At 63.0% G+C, this 17,072-nt stretch carries 14 protein-coding genes; 5 read left to right on the forward strand and 9 right to left on the reverse strand.

Features of this window, described 5'->3' with window-relative positions:
* Positions 1 to 33: 33 nt before the first annotated feature.
* Entirely contained in the window at positions 34 to 804 is a 771-nt protein-coding gene (gene murI, locus BMY31_RS00880) for a glutamate racemase (protein WP_091007437.1), read from the forward strand.
* Between the two features lie 104 nt (positions 805 to 908).
* On the opposite strand, the gene BMY31_RS00885 is transcribed toward murI, so the two are convergent.
* The 4 genes from BMY31_RS00885 to BMY31_RS00900 form a co-directional block, all read right to left on the reverse strand.
* Entirely contained in the window at positions 909 to 1,796 is an 888-nt protein-coding gene (locus BMY31_RS00885) for a DegV family protein (protein WP_091007440.1), read from the reverse strand.
* Between the two features lie 173 nt (positions 1,797 to 1,969).
* The gene (locus BMY31_RS00890) at positions 1,970 to 2,887 is read right to left on the reverse strand and encodes a 1-phosphofructokinase family hexose kinase (protein ID WP_091007442.1); all 918 of its coding nucleotides are present in this window, start codon (positions 2,885 to 2,887) and stop codon (positions 1,970 to 1,972) included.
* Positions 2,888 to 2,950: 63 nt separating this feature from the next.
* Positions 2,951 to 3,409, reverse strand: coding sequence for a fructose PTS transporter subunit IIA (locus BMY31_RS00895; RefSeq protein ID WP_091007444.1), 459 nt, complete (start codon positions 3,407 to 3,409; stop codon positions 2,951 to 2,953).
* Positions 3,410 to 3,498: 89 nt separating this feature from the next.
* A complete protein-coding gene (locus tag BMY31_RS00900; RefSeq protein WP_078686403.1) occupies positions 3,499 to 4,992 on the reverse strand; it encodes a PTS fructose transporter subunit IIC in 1,494 nt (497 codons plus the stop codon).
* Positions 4,993 to 5,435: 443 nt separating this feature from the next.
* Between BMY31_RS00900 and BMY31_RS00905 the strand changes: the two genes are divergently transcribed.
* A complete protein-coding gene (locus tag BMY31_RS00905; protein WP_180371316.1) occupies positions 5,436 to 8,816 on the forward strand; it encodes an EAL domain-containing protein in 3,381 nt (1,126 codons plus the stop codon).
* A gap of 261 nt (positions 8,817 to 9,077) precedes the next feature.
* Positions 9,078 to 9,278, forward strand: a complete 201-nt coding sequence (locus BMY31_RS00910) for a type II toxin-antitoxin system RelB/DinJ family antitoxin (RefSeq protein WP_078686405.1) — start codon at positions 9,078 to 9,080, stop codon at positions 9,276 to 9,278.
* Positions 9,279 to 9,514: 236 nt separating this feature from the next.
* Here the strand turns inward: BMY31_RS00910 and yihA are convergent, their stop codons facing one another.
* Positions 9,515 to 10,102, reverse strand: a complete 588-nt coding sequence (gene yihA, locus BMY31_RS00915) for a ribosome biogenesis GTP-binding protein YihA/YsxC (RefSeq protein ID WP_091007448.1) — start codon at positions 10,100 to 10,102, stop codon at positions 9,515 to 9,517.
* 66 nt (positions 10,103 to 10,168) lie between these two features.
* Here yihA and BMY31_RS00920 point away from each other — a divergent pair, with 66 nt between their 5' ends.
* A complete protein-coding gene (locus BMY31_RS00920) occupies positions 10,169 to 11,533 on the forward strand; it encodes a glutamate-5-semialdehyde dehydrogenase (protein ID WP_257612302.1) in 1,365 nt (454 codons plus the stop codon).
* 25 nt (positions 11,534 to 11,558) lie between these two features.
* On the opposite strand, the gene BMY31_RS00925 is transcribed toward BMY31_RS00920, so the two are convergent.
* A complete protein-coding gene (locus tag BMY31_RS00925; protein WP_078686408.1) occupies positions 11,559 to 11,837 on the reverse strand; it encodes a hypothetical protein in 279 nt (92 codons plus the stop codon).
* A 229-nt stretch (positions 11,838 to 12,066) separates the two neighbouring features.
* On the opposite strand from BMY31_RS00925, the gene BMY31_RS00930 reads away from it, so the two are divergent.
* Positions 12,067 to 12,273 (forward strand): hypothetical protein, encoded by a 207-nt coding sequence (locus BMY31_RS00930; RefSeq protein ID WP_078686409.1) that lies wholly within the window; start codon positions 12,067 to 12,069, stop codon positions 12,271 to 12,273.
* An 89-nt stretch (positions 12,274 to 12,362) separates the two neighbouring features.
* Here the strand turns inward: BMY31_RS00930 and BMY31_RS00935 are convergent, their stop codons facing one another.
* The 3 genes from BMY31_RS00935 to BMY31_RS00945 form a co-directional block, all read right to left on the reverse strand.
* Positions 12,363 to 14,993, reverse strand: coding sequence for a DEAD/DEAH box helicase (locus BMY31_RS00935; RefSeq protein ID WP_091007451.1), 2,631 nt, complete (start codon positions 14,991 to 14,993; stop codon positions 12,363 to 12,365).
* A gap of 90 nt (positions 14,994 to 15,083) precedes the next feature.
* Positions 15,084 to 16,103: an NADH:flavin oxidoreductase gene (locus tag BMY31_RS00940; RefSeq protein WP_180371317.1), complete on the reverse strand. Its 1,020-nt coding sequence runs from the start codon at positions 16,101 to 16,103 to the stop codon at positions 15,084 to 15,086.
* A complete protein-coding gene (locus BMY31_RS00945; RefSeq protein WP_078686412.1) occupies positions 16,103 to 17,068 on the reverse strand; it encodes a LysR family transcriptional regulator in 966 nt (321 codons plus the stop codon). The genes BMY31_RS00940 and BMY31_RS00945 overlap by 1 nt, the downstream gene beginning before the upstream one ends.
* Positions 17,069 to 17,072: the final 4 nt, after the last annotated feature.

The raw sequence follows: 17,072 nt of genomic DNA on the forward strand, positions 1-17,072 counted from the left end.
CGGGACGTCTTCCCGCGCGATGGGGAGGAAGAAGTGGACAAGCGGGGATTCACGGGTGTGTTCGACTCGGGTGTCGGTGGTATCAGCGTCTTGAAGAGCCTGGTGCGCGAACTGCCATGCGAGGACTTCGTTTTCTTTGGCGACTCTGCGAACGCCCCCTATGGCGAGAAGGACACCGAGCAGGTCATCGAGCTATCTCGCGCAATCGTCGACGACTTCGTGTCGAAGGGTGCCAAGGCCATCGTCATCGCCTGCAATACGGCGACGTCCGCGGCCGCACCCACGCTGCGCGAGGAATACCCGCAGGTTCCCATAGTGGGCGTCGAGCCGGCCCTCAAGCCCGCCACCCTTGCCCCCAAGAGCGACCGAATCCTCGTGATGGCCACGCCCGTCACGCTTCGCCTCGAGAAGTTCCACCGCCTCGCGCAGAAGTGGGGCGTGGGCTCCGAGGTCATTCCCGCTCCCTGTCCTGGCCTTGCCGCACGCATCGAGCAGGGCAGGCTCGACGATCCCGATCTGGTCGAGCTCATCGAGAGCCTCGTGGGGCGCTACAGGGGCGAGGTCGACTCCGTCGTCCTCGGCTGCACCCACTATCCCTTCGTGAAGAGCCAGATTCGCGAGGTCCTGGGCGACGTTCCCTTCTTTGATGGGGCTGAGGGCACGTCTCGCCAGCTGCGCCACCTCCTGGAGCACGGCGGGCTTCTGAACGACTCCGACCGCGCCGGTACGGTAACCTTCCGCTCGAGCAAGAAGGCGGAGGGAGAGCTCGACTTCTATCAGTGGCTCTTCCAGCAGGAGATCTAGCGGCCATGGGAAAAAGGCGCTTCTCGCCCGCCTCACCATATCGGACAAAAAAAGAGACCCCATCGAGGGTCTCTTTTCATTGGCTTGGTTTGCCCGCGTCTGGCCTACGCCGTGCGCCTGTCTCCCCAGAAGAAGACGGCTACGGTTCCCGGGCCGGTGTGGCAGCCGATGGTCGCGCCGATGTCGAAGTGCTGCACGCTGCCATCTATCTTCGCGAACTTCTTCTCGAGCAGCTCCGAGACGACCTCGGCGTCGCTCAGGCAGGCGGAGTTCGAGATGAAGACCTTCTTGTCGTAGTCAAGCCTTCCGTCGGCAAGTTGCTCCATGAGCTCGACGACGCGCGCGGCGGCCTTCTTCTTGGTGCGGATCTTCTCCTTGACCGCTAGCGAGCCGTCGGCCTCGACGCTCATGAGGGGGCAGATCTTGAGCATGTTGCCAAAGAAGCCCGCGGTCTTCGAGATGCGGCCCCCACGGATGAAGAACGTCAGGTCGGTCGAGAAGAACCAGTGCTGCACCTCGAGACGGTGCTCCTCTGCCCAGGCAGCGAGCTCGTCGATGCCCATGCCGCCGTTGCGAAGCTCTGCCATCTTGTCGACGAGCAGACCGTAGCCGGAGGAGGCCGCGAGCGAGTCAACCACGACGACCTTCAGGCCGGGGTAGTCCTTCATGCACCGCTCGGCGGCCATGCATGCCGACTGGTAGGTTCCCGAGATGCCCGACGAGAGCGTGACGTGGAGGACGCTCTTGCCCTGCTCGAGGAAGGGCCTCCAGAACTCGATGTAGTCGCCCATGGAGACCTGGGAGGTCTTGACGTCTGATCCGGCGAGCATGCGCGAGAAGAGGTCGCTCGAGGTGTGGGTCCTGCCGAAGTCATCCTTGCAGGCGATGCCGTCGATCTCGTAGTTGAAGTAGACGCACTCGACGTCTATGGCCTTCAGCATGCCCTCGGTGAGGTCTGCGGTCGAACAGCAGCTTAGGATGTAGTCGCACATGCGATGCCTTTCGTCTGATGAGACTTAACGATTCGTACAATGCGTCTATAGGATAGTGTATCGAGACTTCCCCGCGTGCGGTCCCTAACGTGACAAAGAGTCCCTCCCACAAAGAACGCAGGAGGGTGCGGGACCGAAGCTCCGCACCCTCCCGTTGGCGTCTTAGAAGGACCCTACTCTACGACCTTGACCTCTATCTGATTCGCGAGCTCATCGACGCGCGCGAGGTCTCCCAGGCCCGCGCTCGACGCGACGTCAGCTCCCGTGGCCATGGCACGGGTGAGGGCGGGTACCACGGCATCTCGGTCGTCGTGCCAGATCGAGAGGAACGCCGCGAGCGTGGCGTCGCCGGCGCACGCGGTCGAGAGAATCTTGATCTTGGCCGCGCTGGCACGGTAGATGTGCCTGTCGTCCAGGAAGAACGCCCCACGTCCGCCCAGCGTGCACAGGATGTTCTTGGCGCCCAGCTCGTGGATGTGGTGAAGCGCGCTCACGATGTCGGAGTCCGACTTGGTGTCGACGCCGAAGATGGCCTCGATCTCCTCGTCGTTCGGCTTGATGAGCAGCGGCTCCTTCTTGACGAGCTCGGCAAGGCTCTTGTGCGACATGTCCAGGACGATCTCGGCACCCTTCTTGTGGCAGATGTCGGTGAGCTCCTCGTAGTAGTGGGGCTCCATCAGGGGCGACAGCGAGCCGGAGACGACGAGCGTGTCGAGGTCTTCGAGGCCCGCGATCAGGTCGAGCATCTCCTGCTGCTGAGGACGCTCCACGGGGGCGCCCGCATTGGGCATGGTGTACTCGTCCTCGCCGGCGTTCACAAACATGTTCACGCGGGTGATACCGTCGATCCAGACCGGCTTTACGGGACAGGTCCTGGCCGCCTCCTCCGCGATCCACGTTCCCGTGAAGCCGCCGAAGAAGCCGAGAATCGTGCTGGGCACTCCATAGTGCTCGAGCACGAACGAGACGTTGAGCCCCTTCCCGTTTGGTGAGTACGAGGCGTCGCGGGTGCGGGTGACGCGGTTGGGTGTCAATTCATCGCAGCTAACGACCACGTCAACGGCTGGGTTAGGGGTAAGGGTGTAGATCATTGCGACTCCTCGCTTGCTTGGTATGCGTTGCGTACGTTTGGTCGGCGATTGCCTCTTGCGGGCCTAGTCCTCGATGCCCGCGCAGACCAGGGAGGCAATCTCCTCGGGAGAGGTAGACGTGAGCACCTTGGTGCGGAAGTCCTCCCTCATGAGCAGGACGGCGACTTTCGACAGCAGCTTGATGTGGGTGGTTCCCGCCTCGCCGTCGGGGACGAGAAGGGCGATGCTCGCCTTGATGGGCTTCCCGTCCAGTGACTCCCAGTCGGCAATCGGCTCTGCGTACTTGGTTACCAGGACTGCGGCGTCCTGGATGGCGTCCGACTTGGCGTGGGGGATCGAGAAGCCCTCGGTCATACCGGTCGTGCCCAGCGCCTCGCGCGCCTGGAACGCCTTCAGGACGGCGTCCTCGTCCTGCGCCACGCCCAGCTCGACCGCCCTGTGCGCCAAGAAGGCGAGCGCCTCGGCCGTGGTGGCTGCGGGGTTCTCGAGGGAGACGTGCTCTTTCCTGACGAAGCTCTCCATGGTGGTGCTTCCTTTCGGCTTGTCGTTGGTAGAAAAAGCTGGCTCGACACGGGACGCGTCGGGCCAGCCTTCAAGCAATGGGGGCGAAGCTATACGGCCTTGTTGCCGTTCTTCTCGTACTCGTGCTTCTTGAAGAGCATCAGAAGTATTCCACCCACGACCGCGCCGGCAAGGATGGCGAGGACCCACTGGATCGGGTTGGTGACTACGGGGAGCACCAGGAAGCCGCCGTGGGGGGCGGGGTCATGCACGCCAAGGAGCAGCGAGCCGACGGCGCCGATGGAGGAGGAGAGCATCATGATGGGCATGACGGGCCAGATGTTCTTCGCCACGAAGGGGATGGTGCCCTCGGTGATGTGCGTGCAACCCAGGATGAAGTTGACCAGGCAAGCGTTGTAGTCGTCGTTCGTGAAGTACTTCTTGCCGATCACGCCGGCGACGGTGGTCACCAGGGGAGGGACGATGCAGGCGGCGGAGACGGCTGCCATGATTGCGGTGCCGGAGCCGTCAGTGATGCCTGCGGCGACGTCTGCGCCCATGAGGGCGGTGCCGGTGACGTAGGCAGCCTTGTTGACGGGGCCGCCCATGTCAAAGGCGCACATGCAGCCGATGGCGATGCCCAGCAGGATGGCGTTGTTGCCCTGTGCGAGGCCGCCCAGGAAGCCCATCATTGCCTCGTTGATCGAGACCATGGGACCGGAGATTGCCAGCATGGCCAGGCCGACGATGAAGGTGGAGCAGAGCGGGTAGAGGAAGATTGCCTTGAGGCCGTTGAGGTTCTCGGGAAGCTTTGCGAAGACCTTCTCGAGGAGAAGGACGCAGTAGCCGGCGAGGAAGCCGCCAACGATGCCGCCGAGGAATCCGAAGCCGGTGCCCGTTCCGGAGGGGTCGATCATGCCCGTCTCGGCAAGCACGGGCAGGCCCTGGATGGCAATCATGCCGGCGATGAAGCCGGGGACCAGGCCGGGACGCTTGGCGATGGACTCGGCGATGTAGGCCGCGAGGATCGGGACCATCAGGTTCATGCCGATTCCGCCGATGTACTTGAGCATTGCGGCGAAGGTGTTGTACTGGGCGTTGGTGGAGTCGAACGAGAAGATGCCCCAGAGGAACGAGACCGCCGTGAGGACGCCGCCTGCGACGACGAACGGGAGCATGTGCGAGACGCCATTCATCAGGTGCTTGTAGATGACGTGTCCCACGGACTCCTTCTCGCTGGTGCCCGCTGCGTCAGAGGCGTTCGCAACCTCGTCGGAAAGCTCGCCCTGCGGCTTGGCAGCGAGCGCACGGTCGATGAGCGCCGCCGCGGCCTCCTGCGAGAGGCACTTTGACACGCCGACGGAAACCATGGGCTTGCCCGCGAAGCGCTCCGCCTGCACGTCCTTGTCCGCCGCGATCACGACGGCCTTTGCCGCCCTGATCTCTGCGGCGCTGAGCTCGTCCTCGACGCCAACCTGGCCGTGCGTCTCGACCTTGATGGTCAGGCCCTTCTCCTTGGCCGCCTGTATCAGCGCCTCTTTGGCCATGAAGGTGTGGGCGATTCCCGTGGGACACCCAGTCGCGGCAACGATGTCATAACTCATTGTGCTTCCCCCTTGTCTTTTCTTGCCGTGCCCTTCCTTACATTGCTTGTCAGTTTAGAGATATTGTGAAGCGCATGTGAGAGAAAATGGCTGTTTACCTGCGCATACCTAAATCAAAGCGATGTGAGGAGAATTGCGTTTTCTTTCGGTGGTATTACTTTCGTGGACCAAGGTGATGCGGCTCTTGCTAAATGCAAGAAATGCGTAAGCCATTTTCTTGCTACAAAGAAAAGAAGTACGTCCACAAATCCTCCACATTCGATTTTTAGCCGAACGCCAGCAGACATGCATCAAATTGTCGACGAATGGGCACTGCAAGACGGTAGCGGGCCATAATCTGCGCCGGAAGGGGGTGCTGTCACGTCTCTTGGGTTGGTAACGTACAATGGTCGTGGTTGTTTATCCAACGCCTAGCAGTTCCTCTGACCATGATCGGAGCGGACATGTCCTTGGATGCCCACTCTATAGAGCGGCTCGTCGCCAGATCCGTCGAAGACGCGCCTGGTGGCTTCATGGTCTGCCTTGCCTCAAAGGAGGCGGAGGACCTCATCCTGTATGCCAGCGACAGCTTGGTCGCGCTTTTCGACTGCGACGACCAAGATGACTTCATGCGGTTCTCGACGGGAAGGATCAGCGGCCTTGGTGACCCCTACGAGGTCAATCGCATGTTCTCGGGGGTGGGGGAGCAGGTCGCCGAGGGACACCGCCATTTTGCCGTTACGACGCACATCATCACCAAGACGGGAAGACGCGTGGCGGTCGGGCTCTCGGGCCTCACTGTCCAGGACTCGGAGCTCGGCCTGGTGGCGATCGTCACCTTCGACACCGACGTCGTTGCCTTCCTCCCCCAAGACGACGACCCCCTCACGGGGCTTTCCGGCATGAGGAGCTTCCTGTCTCGCGCGAAGAGGTCGATGGACGAGGCGAGTCGCTCGGCGCGCGAGTCCGGCGGATGCTACGTGTTTTTCGACATCCACAACTTCAAGCTCGTCAATGCGGCCCTCGGTGTCGCGAGCGGAGACGAGCTCCTGGTCAAGTTGGCCGAGCTCCTGCGCGAGACGTTCCCCAGTGACTTCGTCGCGCGCTTTGCCGATGACCACTTTGCCGTCCTCACGTTTTGCGAAGACGTCGAGAAGCGCGTGGCGCACGTGCACGATGCGGTGACGCTCCTGCATCCCAGCGTCGACATCGAGCTCAAGGCAGGCATCTATCCACGCGACCTGACTGTCGACCCCAGCGTTTCCTGTGACAGGGCGAAGCTCGCCTGCGACAGCATCGCCCATGCCGTCGACGTGTACCAGCGTTGGTACGACCCCTCCATGAGCGCGGTGTTCCTTGCGGGGGCGTTTGCGGCCAACAGCCTGGACGAGGCCCTGGCCGCCGGCGACATAAAGGTGTACTACCAACCGGTCATCCGGTCCATCACCGGAAACCTTTGCGGCCTCGAGGCTCTGGTTCGCTGGGACGACCCCGACCACGAGCTGCTCTCGCCCGCGTCGTTCATACCGGCCCTCGAGACGAGCAAGCAGATTCACAAGCTCGACTGCTTCGTCGTGCGCGAGATCTGCCGCAACTATCGCAGGGTCGTCGACTCGGGCGCCGCGACCGTTCCCGTGTCGTTCAACCTCTCGAGGCTCGATTTCATCCTCTGCGATGTGTTTCAAGAGGTGGAAGACGCCGTCATGAGATACGACGTCCCGCGCGACATGATTCGCGTCGAGATCACCGAGAGCATGCTCGCGACCGACGCCGAGCGCGTACGGGGCCAGATGGAGCGCTTCCGCGCGGCGGGCTATCAGGTCTGGATGGACGACTTCGGCAGCGGCTACTCGTCGCTCAACCTTATGAAGGACAATGACTTCGATGCCATGAAGATCGACATGGAGTTCCTCTCGAACTTCAACGACAAGTCGAGGGGCATCATCGAGTCGGTGGTGGCCATGGCCAAGAGACTTGGCGTGCAGACGCTCGCGGAGGGCGTGGAGACCCAAGAGGAGTTCTGCTTCCTCCGAGACATCGGCTGCGAGAAGGTCCAGGGCTACCTCTTTGGCAAGCCTATGCCCTACGAGCGGTGCATGGCGCGCTGCGAGGAGCTAGGGCTCGAGGTCGAGTCGCGCTCCTGGAGGCACTACTATGACGCGATTGGCCAGGTGGACTTCATGACCGACCAGCCGCTGAGCCTGCTCGAGTACGATGGGGAGTCGTTCAGGGTACTTTTCGGCAACGAGGGGTTCTACGCCCTGGCGCTCCGTGGCCGCTCGAAGAGCGCGCACAAGGTCGAGAGCATCTTGAACATGCCCGACAACCCGGTCTACCGAAGGTTCAGGGAGGCCGTCGAGCGGCAGGCACGTACGGGGCGCACTGAGTTCATCACCTTCATCGACAGGGGCAGGTACTTCTCGGCGACGTTCTCGCTCGTCGCGGACAACAAGGAACTGCGCGCCTTCGTCAACTCGTGGCGCGACGTTTCGGACAGCGAGGAGGCCCGCGTACGCGGTGACCTGGACGAGACGCTCAGGAACCTCTATCTGCTGTACGACTCCGTGCTTTTGGTTGATCGTCAGGACGACACTGTGACGTCGCTGCTCTCGGGAATGAGCGCGGCAGAGTCCGGAGACAGGACCGTGTCGGGGATCGACGCCGTGAGGACGCGCTACGCGCTCGAGAAGGTCTTTCCCGAGGACCGTTCGCGCTATCTCTCGTTTACCGACCCCGAGACCATGCAGGAGCGCTGCCAGGAGGCCGTGGACGGAAAGGTCATGGCCTACTTCCGCACGCGTGGCCGCTACGGAAGCTACGCCTGGAAGTCGTACACGATTCTTGCCCTGCACGAGCTTGGGCCGGAGGGGAGTCGGTTCATGCTGTGCATCGAGGATGCGACCATCAACAACAAGGAAGCGCTGTCGGTGCTGCTCAACGGCTACGGCCTGAGAGAAGGAAGCCTGGTGTCCGACGACCCTTCGGTGCTGACTCCCGAGCTCCTTTGGAACAACCTGCTGCTCAACTCTCGCGTGAACTACTTCTGGAAGGACCGCAAGCGTCGCTTCCTTGGGGCGAGCAGGGCCTTTTTGGACTACTACGGATTCCTGTCCGTCGACGAGATCCTGGGCAAGACTGACGAGGACATGGGCTGGCACGTGGACAACGACCCCTACCGCTCGGACGAGCTTGCGGTTCTGAACGAGGGGAAGCACATCTTCTTTGCGCCGGGAAAGTGCATCATCCGAGGCGTTGTGCACAACATCCGTGCGAGCAAGGCACCCATCTACAAGAACGGGAAGATTGTCGGCCTGCTGGGCTACTTCGTGGACCTCGACACATCAGGATTCGAGATCGGCGGGAACGACGAGGCCACCATCACCGACCGCGTGACGGGCGTGACGAACGCCCGCGGCCTGTGGGAGGCGGCCATCGACTACACCGAGGACTACTATCTCCATGCGACGCGCTTTGCGGTGATTGCGCTGGTCGTGCCCGAGTACCTTCGCGAGCTGGACGAGTATGGGCGCGTGGTGTCCGATGCGCTTCTGGCCACCATTGCAAGAAGAATCGTGGGACGAGTCGGGGTGAGCGGGACGGTCGCGCGACTGTCCAACGCGGAGTTCGTCGTGATCGTCCGCTACGGACGCGCCCGAGAGGTCGACGTCCTGGCGCGGGCGCTGTGCAAGGACATCTCGGAGATCCATGAGGCGCAGGGACACGACTGCACCGTGACGGCGCGCTATGGCGTGGCGCTCGAGGACGAGGCGGCGACCGTTAACGAGCTGGTTGACGTGGCGCTGGCCGCTGCTCGCGAGAAGGTCGGCAGGGGGAGCTCGGAGTAGGGCGCCCCGCACTTCTCATCACACAAATATACGTTAGGTTGGCGGACGCCTTGGAGCGTCCGCTTTTTCGTGCGTGGCGTCCCTCTGCCGTCGCAGCGCCTAGGGGAGAAATGCTACCCACCGTCCGCAGATAAATGTGCGCCGTTTGTGAGTTTGCGCGGACTTCATCGTCATCGGAGCGATTCATTGCTTTAATTTGTCTCCCGAGGGTATAACAAAAACATACCAAGTCATACCTTAAACGTAGTAGTGGGGGACCTTGTGAAAGAGAAGATGACCCCAATAGTTGCCAAAGTCATGCCTGGCGAGAAAGACAGGTTCTTCGAGGCAACGGAACAAATCGGCACCACACCCTCGAACGCCATACGTATGTTCATCGCGGCCTTCAACCGCGCCGGTACCTTTCCTTTCGAGATATCGGCGCCTGACCCGGGGGAACTGGTGAATAGGGATGCAGTCTAAATTGCGCTGGCGGGTGTTGGAGTGGGCCCTGTGGCTGGCACGGCGGATGCCGTGCCACGCTACGTCGCGCCTGCGGAGCATGTCCATCAGCACGTGCATGCATCACATGTGGTACTAGATGGGGCCCGGCCGCCTGCTGCGGTCGAGCCCCATCTGCATAGGGGATGGCTTTGTCCTCAAAGAAGGGACCCCGCATGGCGAGGTCCCGGGATGTCTTCCTTGTGGCGAAGCGTGTCCTAGAGGCAAGCATCCTCGATTAGGCTGCGCAGCTCTGCGATGCCTTGTCCGGTTTCGGACGAGGTGACGAGCATCTGCTGGGGGTCGAGCCCAAACTGTCTGGCGAGTGATGCCCTCTGCTGGTTCTGCTTGCTGCGGCTGAGCTTGTCGGCCTTGGTGAGCGCGACCACGAAGGGAAGCTCGCTCTCGACTAGAAAGCCGAGCATGTCACGGTCGAGCTGCTGCGCGTCGTGGCGGATGTCCACGAGCGAGACGACCAGGTTGAAGCTCCTCTTGCTGTCGAAGTAGCCGCCGATGAGGTCGGCCCAGCGCTGCTTCTCGGCGCGGGAGACCTTCGCGAAGCCATAGCCGGGAAGGTCGACGAAGCGGACGCCGTCCACGTCGAAGAAGTTGATGTTGGCTGTCTTTCCGGGCTGGCTTGATACCTTTGCCAGGGACTTGCGGCCGATGAGCTTGTTGAGAAGCGAAGACTTTCCCACGTTAGAGCGACCCACGAACGAGACCTCAGGCGTGGTGGGCTCCGGGAGCTGCTCGATGGTTCCATAGGAAGATTCGAAGCGAGCGGTCTCGTATTTGAGCTTGGCCATCGGACCTCCTGGCAGTGAGGGGGACATTACAATTCCCGATTGTACCTGAGGCCAACGTCGGCGCATTTGCCGCAAACGGGGTACACTCCATTTCAGCAAACGACGACGAGGGGGACGAACATGGACATCCGCCAGCAGATCCATCAGATGAAGCTCGACGCACCCCTGATGGCCGCGAGTGACATCGAGGTGCGCAACGCCGCCCTCGGCCTCATTGCCCGCGCACTTGAGGAGGGACAGGACGAGATCTTTGCGGCCAACCGCAAGGACATGGAAACCGCCGTCGCCTCGGGCGTCCCCGCGACCGTTCAGAAGCGCCTCCGCTACGACGAGGGCAAGCTCCGCGACGGAATCGAGGGACTGAGGCAGCTGGCAGGTCTCGACGATCCCGTGGGGAAGGTCCTTCTGGAGCGCGAGCTGGACGAGGGTCTGCTGATGAAGCGCGTGACCTGCCCAATTGGCGTCATCGGCGTCATCTTCGAGGCAAGGCCCGACGCGCTGGTCCAGATTTCCTCCCTGTGCATCAAGAGCGGCAACTGCGCCGTCCTGAAGGGTGGAAAGGAGACCGCGAACACCAACCGCGTGCTCTTCGGCATCATCCACGATGCGGCGACGAGGGCGGGTCTGCCCGAGGGCGCGCTCCTCCAGGCGGAGCTGCACAGCGAGATTGACGAGCTCCTCGAGTGCGATGAGGACGTCGACCTCCTCATTCCCCGCGGATCCAACAAGTTCGTGCGCTACATCATGGACCATACGCGCATTCCCGTCATGGGCCACTCCTCCGGTGTCTGCCACGTTTTCGTGGACCGCGATGCTGACCAGGACATGGCCCTGCGCGTCCTGGTGGATGCCAAGACGCAGTATCCCGCCGTGTGCAATGCGGCCGAGACCCTGCTGGTCGACCGTGCCATAGCGGCCGAGTTCCTGCCCAAAGCCTCGCGTGCGCTGGCCGAGAAGGGCGCGCGCCTCCGCGGCACCCAGGAGGCCGTCGACCTGTGCCGTCCCGCCTGGGAAGCGGGGGAGGCCCCCGAGGTCGAGCTCATGGGCGACGACGAGTTCAGCACCGAGTACGGAGACTACGTCATGAGCTGCAAGGTCGTCGAGGACGTGTGTGAGGCGGTGGACCACATCAATCGTTACGGTTCGCACCACACCGATGCGATCGTCACCGCGAGCGATGCGGCGGCGGATTACTTCATGCAGATGGTCGACTCGGCGGGCGTCTACCGCAATTGCTCGACGCGCTTTGCCGACGGGTTCCGCTATGGCTTCGGTGCCGAGGTCGGCATCAGCACGGGCAAGCTCCACGCACGTGGCCCCGTCGGACTTGAGGGTCTTGTGACCTACAAGTACCGCATCGTCGGCCACGGAGACATCGTTGCCGACTTTGCAGAGGGCAGAAGGCAGTTCCACTATCGCGACCTGCGATAGATATACCCTGCGACGTGGCTTGCGCCTATGACTCGCAGCCCTCGTTAGCGCGCATCTCGTTGCGCACGAAGTCCTGGAGGGCACGCTCGGCTGCGGCGACCTTGGAGGGGTCGCCGCAGCGCTTGGCTGCCCTGAAGGCGTTCACGGCCTTCATGAAGTCCAACTCCCCGCTCTCGTCGTCAGCTGCGGGAGCGGCGTCCGTCTGGGAGCCCGCGTCCTTCTCGGCGTCGAATGCCGTTGCATAGCCCTGCTTGCGAAGATCGTCCTTGAGCTGGTTGATGAGCCGCTCGTCGCTTTGATCCATGGTGGACCTCCTCGTGCCTCGTGCGTTCTGTCGCAACCAATGCTAGTGGATTGCGGCGGCGGAGTGGGCGCGTGCCTCCCGCGGGGCTCACTTTGGGGCGCCATTATCAAGGAAGTGTGGAGCGCAGGTGGCTTGTTCTTGAGGTTGCGCCCAGCTGACCTACGGTTGGGTAAAACTGTGGCAATGGGGCGGCGTCCGGCCGCCCTCGTCTTACGTTGAGGTGGGGAACATGGTCACGATTCTGACCGCTCTCATTCTTGTCGGCATCGCCTGGCTCTGCATCAAGCTCGTGGGCTTCGGCCTGCGCCTGGTGGGATTCCTTCTTGCCGCCCTCTGCGTCCCGGTGCTCCTCGTCTTCGGCTTTGTTGCCTGGCCCCTCACCGTGCTGCTCATTGGTGGATTTCTTGTCTACAAGGGTGCCCAGCGCGCGCTGTAGGGTTTCTGGTGAGCCCAGCCAGGGTGCTCCCGGCGGGTTGCATATGGCTAAAGAAGAGGGTTCGCTCCGTGTGAGCGAACCCTCTTGCTCTACTTGCCCTCGCTCTCGAGGAGGTCTTCGATGAAGCCGACCTGGAAGCGACTGAAGATGGCCTCGCCCTCCTCCTGGGTGGCATCGAGGTCGACGTCTCCCGAGATGCCGAAGTCCCGTTCACCGTCCTCGTCCAGGAACATCTGGCGAACGCGCCAGACATGCCTGCCCTCGGCGTCACCGTGCTCCAGCGACTCGTCGACGAGAAGGAGCTCGCTCGAGTGGGCGTCTGCCGTGAGCAGGATCTCCTCGTGCGCCTCGTGGTAGTCGTGGAGCGCCTTGGACCAGCGTGGACTGCGCCAACCCCAGTCGCCGTCCATGTCGCCCAGGCGGTCGGTGTTTCCGAAGGCGGCGTCGCGAACGCGCGCGAAGAGGGCGTTCCTGACCAGCAGCGTGAGAGCTCGCCGATCGCGTACGACCTCGTCGGGGTCCTGCGGCGCGGTTCCCGCCTCGTCGATGCTGGAGCCACCCTGCTCCCACTCGTCTATGAGGCTGGAGTCGACAGAGCGGACGACCAGGCGAAGCCATGCCACGATGTCGTACAGGCGGTCGGTCATCTTGTCTTGGGGGACGGTTCTGTCCAGGACGTGGTACGCGTCCGAGAGGTAGCGCAGCAGCGTGCCCTCGGAGCGGGCGATTCCACAGCGCTGGACGTATCCCTTGAAGTCCGAGGCGGTTTCGATCATGTCTCGCAGGACGGACTTCGGGCTGAGCTCGTAGTCGCCTGCCCAGGGGACCTCCTCGCTGTAGCGCTCGAATGCTGCGTCCAGCAGATCCTCGAGGGGCTTGGGGTAGGTGACGTCCTGAATGAGCGCCATGCGCTCGTTGTAGTCGACTCCGTCGGCCTTCATCTCGTCCATGGCCTTGTTGCGCGCCCGCCTCTGAAGGGCGCGAAGAATCTGGGGAGGGTCCTCGAGCGTGGCTTCGACCATGGAGATGAGGTCCATGTCATAGTCGTCGTTCTCGGGGTCAAGCAGCTCGAGGGAGGCGAGCAGGAAGGGCGAGAGTGGCTGGTCAAGCGCAAAGTTGTCGGGGAGGTCCACGGTCAGGACGTAGCTCGCCTGGCCGCCCTCCTCTTCCTTTCTCACGACGCCGGCGTCGATGAGGGTGGCGAAGATCTCATCGGCTCGGGTGTGAAGCCTGTCCTTCTCCTCTGCGCCCTGTGCGGAGTCGTCTATGAGCTTATGGGTTCGCGCATAGGCGTCGCCGCCCTGCTCGACCTCGGAAAGGACGAGCGAGTGCGAGATTCGCATGTGCGGCTTGAGGGCCTCCGGCTCGGATGCGATGAGCTTGTCGAAGGTCGCCTCCTTCCAGCCGACGAAGCCCTTGGGAGGCTGTTTTGTCTTGATCTTGCGGGCCTTTTTGGGGTCACCGCCGGCCTTCGCGAGCGCTCGGGCGTTCTCGATGTCGTACTCGGTCGCCTCTGCGATGACGAGGCCCTCGGTGTCGAAGCCCGAACGACCTGCCCTGCCGGCGATCTGGTGGAACTCTCGCGCATTCAGGTGGCGCATGCGTCTGCCGTCGAACTTGCTGAGCGCGGTCAGCAAGACGGTGTGGATGGGCACGTTGATGCCCACGCCCAGGGTGTCGGTTCCGCAGATGACGGGGAGTAGGCCCTGCTGCGCCAGACGCTCCACAAGAAGTCGGTAGCGCGGCAGCATGCCCGCATGGTGCACGCCCACGCCGGTGATGAGCAGGCGCCTCAGGGTCTTGCCGAAGGTCGTGGTGAAGCGGGTGCCTGCGATCGCCTCTTTGATCTTCTCCCTCTGCTCCTTGGTCGAGACGCCATAGCTCGAGAGCGACGTCGCGCTCTTGACGGCCGCCTCCTGCGAGAAGTGCACAATGTACAGGGGCGCCTCGCCCGACTTGAGCGCGAGCTCGACGGTGGCCTCGAGGGGCGTGTCGACGTAGCGGTAGCTCAGGGGCACCGGTCGCTCGGCGCCGGCCACGAGCTCGACGCTGCGGTCGCTGTGTGCCTCGAGCGACGAGGCAATGCCGCTCGTGTCTCCCAGGGTTGCGCTCATCAGCAGGAATTGCGTGTGCGGAAGCGTCAGCAGCGGGACCTGCCAGGCCCAGCCGCGGCCATGGTCGCCGAAGTAGTGGAACTCGTCCATGGCGACGCAGCCGATGTCGGCATCCTCGCCACCGCGCAGGGCGTCGTTGGCGAGGATCTCTGCGGTGCAGCAGATGATGGGCGCGCCCGAGTTGACGGTCACGTCTCCCGTGATCATACCAACGTTATCGCGGCCAAGCAGCCTTACCAGGTCGAAGAACTTCTCGCTCACGAGCGCCTTGATGGGGGCCGTGTAGTAGGCGCGGCGATTGGTGCAGACCGAAATGAAGCACAGGCCCAGCGCGACGAGCGACTTGCCCGAGCCCGTGGGGGTGCCCAGGATCACGTGGCTTCCCGACGCGAGGTCCAGGAGCGCCTCCTCCTGGTGGTCCCAGAGCTCGATTCCCCTTGACTCGCACCATTCCAGGAACAGGTCAAGCGCCTCGTCAGCGGGGATGTCCGCATAGCTGTCGTCGTCCGGCCAGGGGATGAGCCTGCCCAGCGAGGCCTCGCCGTTGGCTCCCTCGTCAACTTCCTCGCGCTCGACGGCGCTGCTGCTTTGTGTGTTGTCTACCATGAACTGCCTTTGACTTCGAAGTGTCTGCGCCGATGGCGCGGGAATACATGATACGCGCCGCGTGCGGGTCGGACCTTGCACCGTGCCGCGTTAGAGCTTTCTGGCCCAGCGCTCGTTGTTGAGGATGGCTCGGCCGACGCCCGCCAGGTCGCACGAGCCCTCTGCGAGCAGCGCGTCGGCCTGGGACGGCAGCTTGATGCCGCCGGTGAGGAGCACAGGGGTCGGCTGCGCGCCGCGTTCGTCGGCGTCGCCCACAAGCGCGTCTCTGACGGGCCGTGACATGTCCTTGAACCATCCGGGTTCCAGCGTGTGCAGGCGCGAGTAGTAGTTCATTCCGCCCGAGAGGCTGATCAGGTCGACGCCCGCGCCCTGGAGAAGGACCGCCGCCTTGGTCGCGTCCTCAATCGTAGAGCCGCCCTCTCGGTAGTCGCAGCCGCCCAGACGTACGCTCAGGGCTAGGTCGTGCCCGACCTCGGAGCGGATTGCATCGACGACCTGCAGGATGATGCGCATCCTGTTTCGCAGGGGGCCACCGTACTCGTCGTCCCTCCTGTTGGTCATGGGCGAGAAGAACTGGTCGAGCAGATAGCCGTGGGCGGCATGGACCTCTACGCCGTCAAATCCCGCGAGCCGCGCGCGTGCGGCCGCGCGTGCGAAGCACTCGACGATTCGACGGATTTCGTCGCGTGTGAGCTCGCGCGGGAGGGGATGGCCCACCTTGGCTCCAGGGCAGGTCACGGGCGAGGGTGCCACGGCCACCTGGCGTATCACGCTTTGCGGCGCGGCCGATCCCGCATGGCTTATCTGCACGAACACGGGGGTCTCGCAGGCGTGAACGGCTTCCGCCTCGCGTGCAAGTCCGTCGACATCGGAGTCGCGGCTGATTGAGGCCTGTCTTGCCGCCGCGCGGCCCTCGTTGCTCACATAGTGGTGCTCGGTCTCCACCAGGCCGAGGAGGCCGCCCTGCGCGCGCTCGGCGTAGTGGTCACACAGGGCCTGGGTGACGCTGCCGTCGCGCTCCGACTTGGCTGAGGCCATGGGCGCCATGACAATGCGGTTCCTGAGTGTGATCTTGCCGAGCGAGAGGGGAGTGTGGACGTGTGGATACACTATTCGGCCCCTCCGGCGTCTCGCAGAACGGAGCGGCTGGGCGACAGCACGCTGGGCTCGTTGAACCCAACGATCGTCTTCTTTAGCTCGTTGAGGTACTCGCATGCTAGGGGGCTCAGACGCCTGAGCGCATGCGTGATGTAGCCCACGTTCATCACCTCGTCGGTCTCTAGTGGTATCGAGACGATTCCCTGGAACATCTCGTCCGACCTCACGCCGGTCGAGATGAGGAAGCCGTCGTAGTTGGTGAGCAGGCTGGTCATGGTCCCGCGGTCGCTTGCAACTATCCTGCGCGTGTGCGGCAGGTTGCTGAGGGGCTCCTCGGACAGGTAGAGCGAGCTCTTGGGGCCCTGCTCGAATGTGCAGCGCGGCCACTGCGCCAGGTCGTCGAGCCTCACCAGGTCGAGCTTGGCGAGGGGATGTCCCTTGCGGACGAAGACGTGCGGCCTTGCCCGGAAGAGCGAGGAGAACGAGAGGTCAGCGTCGTCAAGTTGGCGCTTGAGCACGTGCTCGTTGTAGTTGCAGAGGTAGATGATGCCGATGTCGCTCCTGAACGAGCTCACGTCCTCGATGACGTCCCTCGTGCGCGTCTCTCTGAGCGAGAACTCGCAAGAGTCATCCTGCCTTCCGCTCACGAAGCTGATGAAGGCTCTCACGGCAAAGGCGTAGTGCTGGGACGAGACGGAGAGGCGCTGGTGCTCGACCTGTCCCGCCTTGGAGTAGTGTCGCTCGAGCAGGTCGGCCTGCTCGACCACCTGACGCGCGTAGCCTAGGAACTCGACGCCCTCGCTGGTGAGCGTGATGCCGCGGCTGGAGCGGTTGAAGATCCTGATGCCCAGCTCCTTTTCGAGCTCGCGCACCGAGACCGAAAGGCTCGACTGCGAGACGAAGAGGGTCTTGGCGACCGAGTTCATGGACCCGTTTTCGGCGATGGCGATAACGTATCTCAACTGTTGTAGCTGCATGCTT

It is taken from the genome of Parafannyhessea umbonata, from assembly GCF_900111255.1.
GTDB lineage: Bacteria > Actinomycetota > Coriobacteriia > Coriobacteriales > Atopobiaceae > Olsenella_J > Olsenella_J umbonata_A.

Bases quoted from the DNA above. Each gene is read 5' to 3' on its own strand.
- BMY31_RS00885 (WP_091007440.1), bottom strand. From the start codon at position 1,796: ATGTGCGACTACATCCTAAGCTGCTGTTCGACCGCAGACCTCACCGAG.
- BMY31_RS00925 (WP_078686408.1), bottom strand. From the start codon at position 11,837: ATGGATCAAAGCGACGAGCGGCTCATCAACCAGCTCAAGGACGATCTT.
- BMY31_RS00945 (WP_078686412.1), bottom strand. From the start codon at position 17,068: ATGCAGCTACAACAGTTGAGATACGTTATCGCCATCGCCGAAAACGGG.
- BMY31_RS00895 (WP_091007444.1), bottom strand. From the start codon at position 3,409: ATGGAGAGCTTCGTCAGGAAAGAGCACGTCTCCCTCGAGAACCCCGCA.
- BMY31_RS00930 (WP_078686409.1), top strand. From the start codon at position 12,067: ATGGTCACGATTCTGACCGCTCTCATTCTTGTCGGCATCGCCTGGCTC.
- BMY31_RS00935 (WP_091007451.1), bottom strand. From the start codon at position 14,993: ATGGTAGACAACACACAAAGCAGCAGCGCCGTCGAGCGCGAGGAAGTT.
- BMY31_RS00905 (WP_180371316.1), top strand. From the start codon at position 5,436: ATGTCCTTGGATGCCCACTCTATAGAGCGGCTCGTCGCCAGATCCGTC.
- yihA (WP_091007448.1), bottom strand. From the start codon at position 10,102: ATGGCCAAGCTCAAATACGAGACCGCTCGCTTCGAATCTTCCTATGGA.
- BMY31_RS00890 (WP_091007442.1), bottom strand. From the start codon at position 2,887: ATGATCTACACCCTTACCCCTAACCCAGCCGTTGACGTGGTCGTTAGC.
- BMY31_RS00900 (WP_078686403.1), bottom strand. From the start codon at position 4,992: ATGAGTTATGACATCGTTGCCGCGACTGGGTGTCCCACGGGAATCGCC.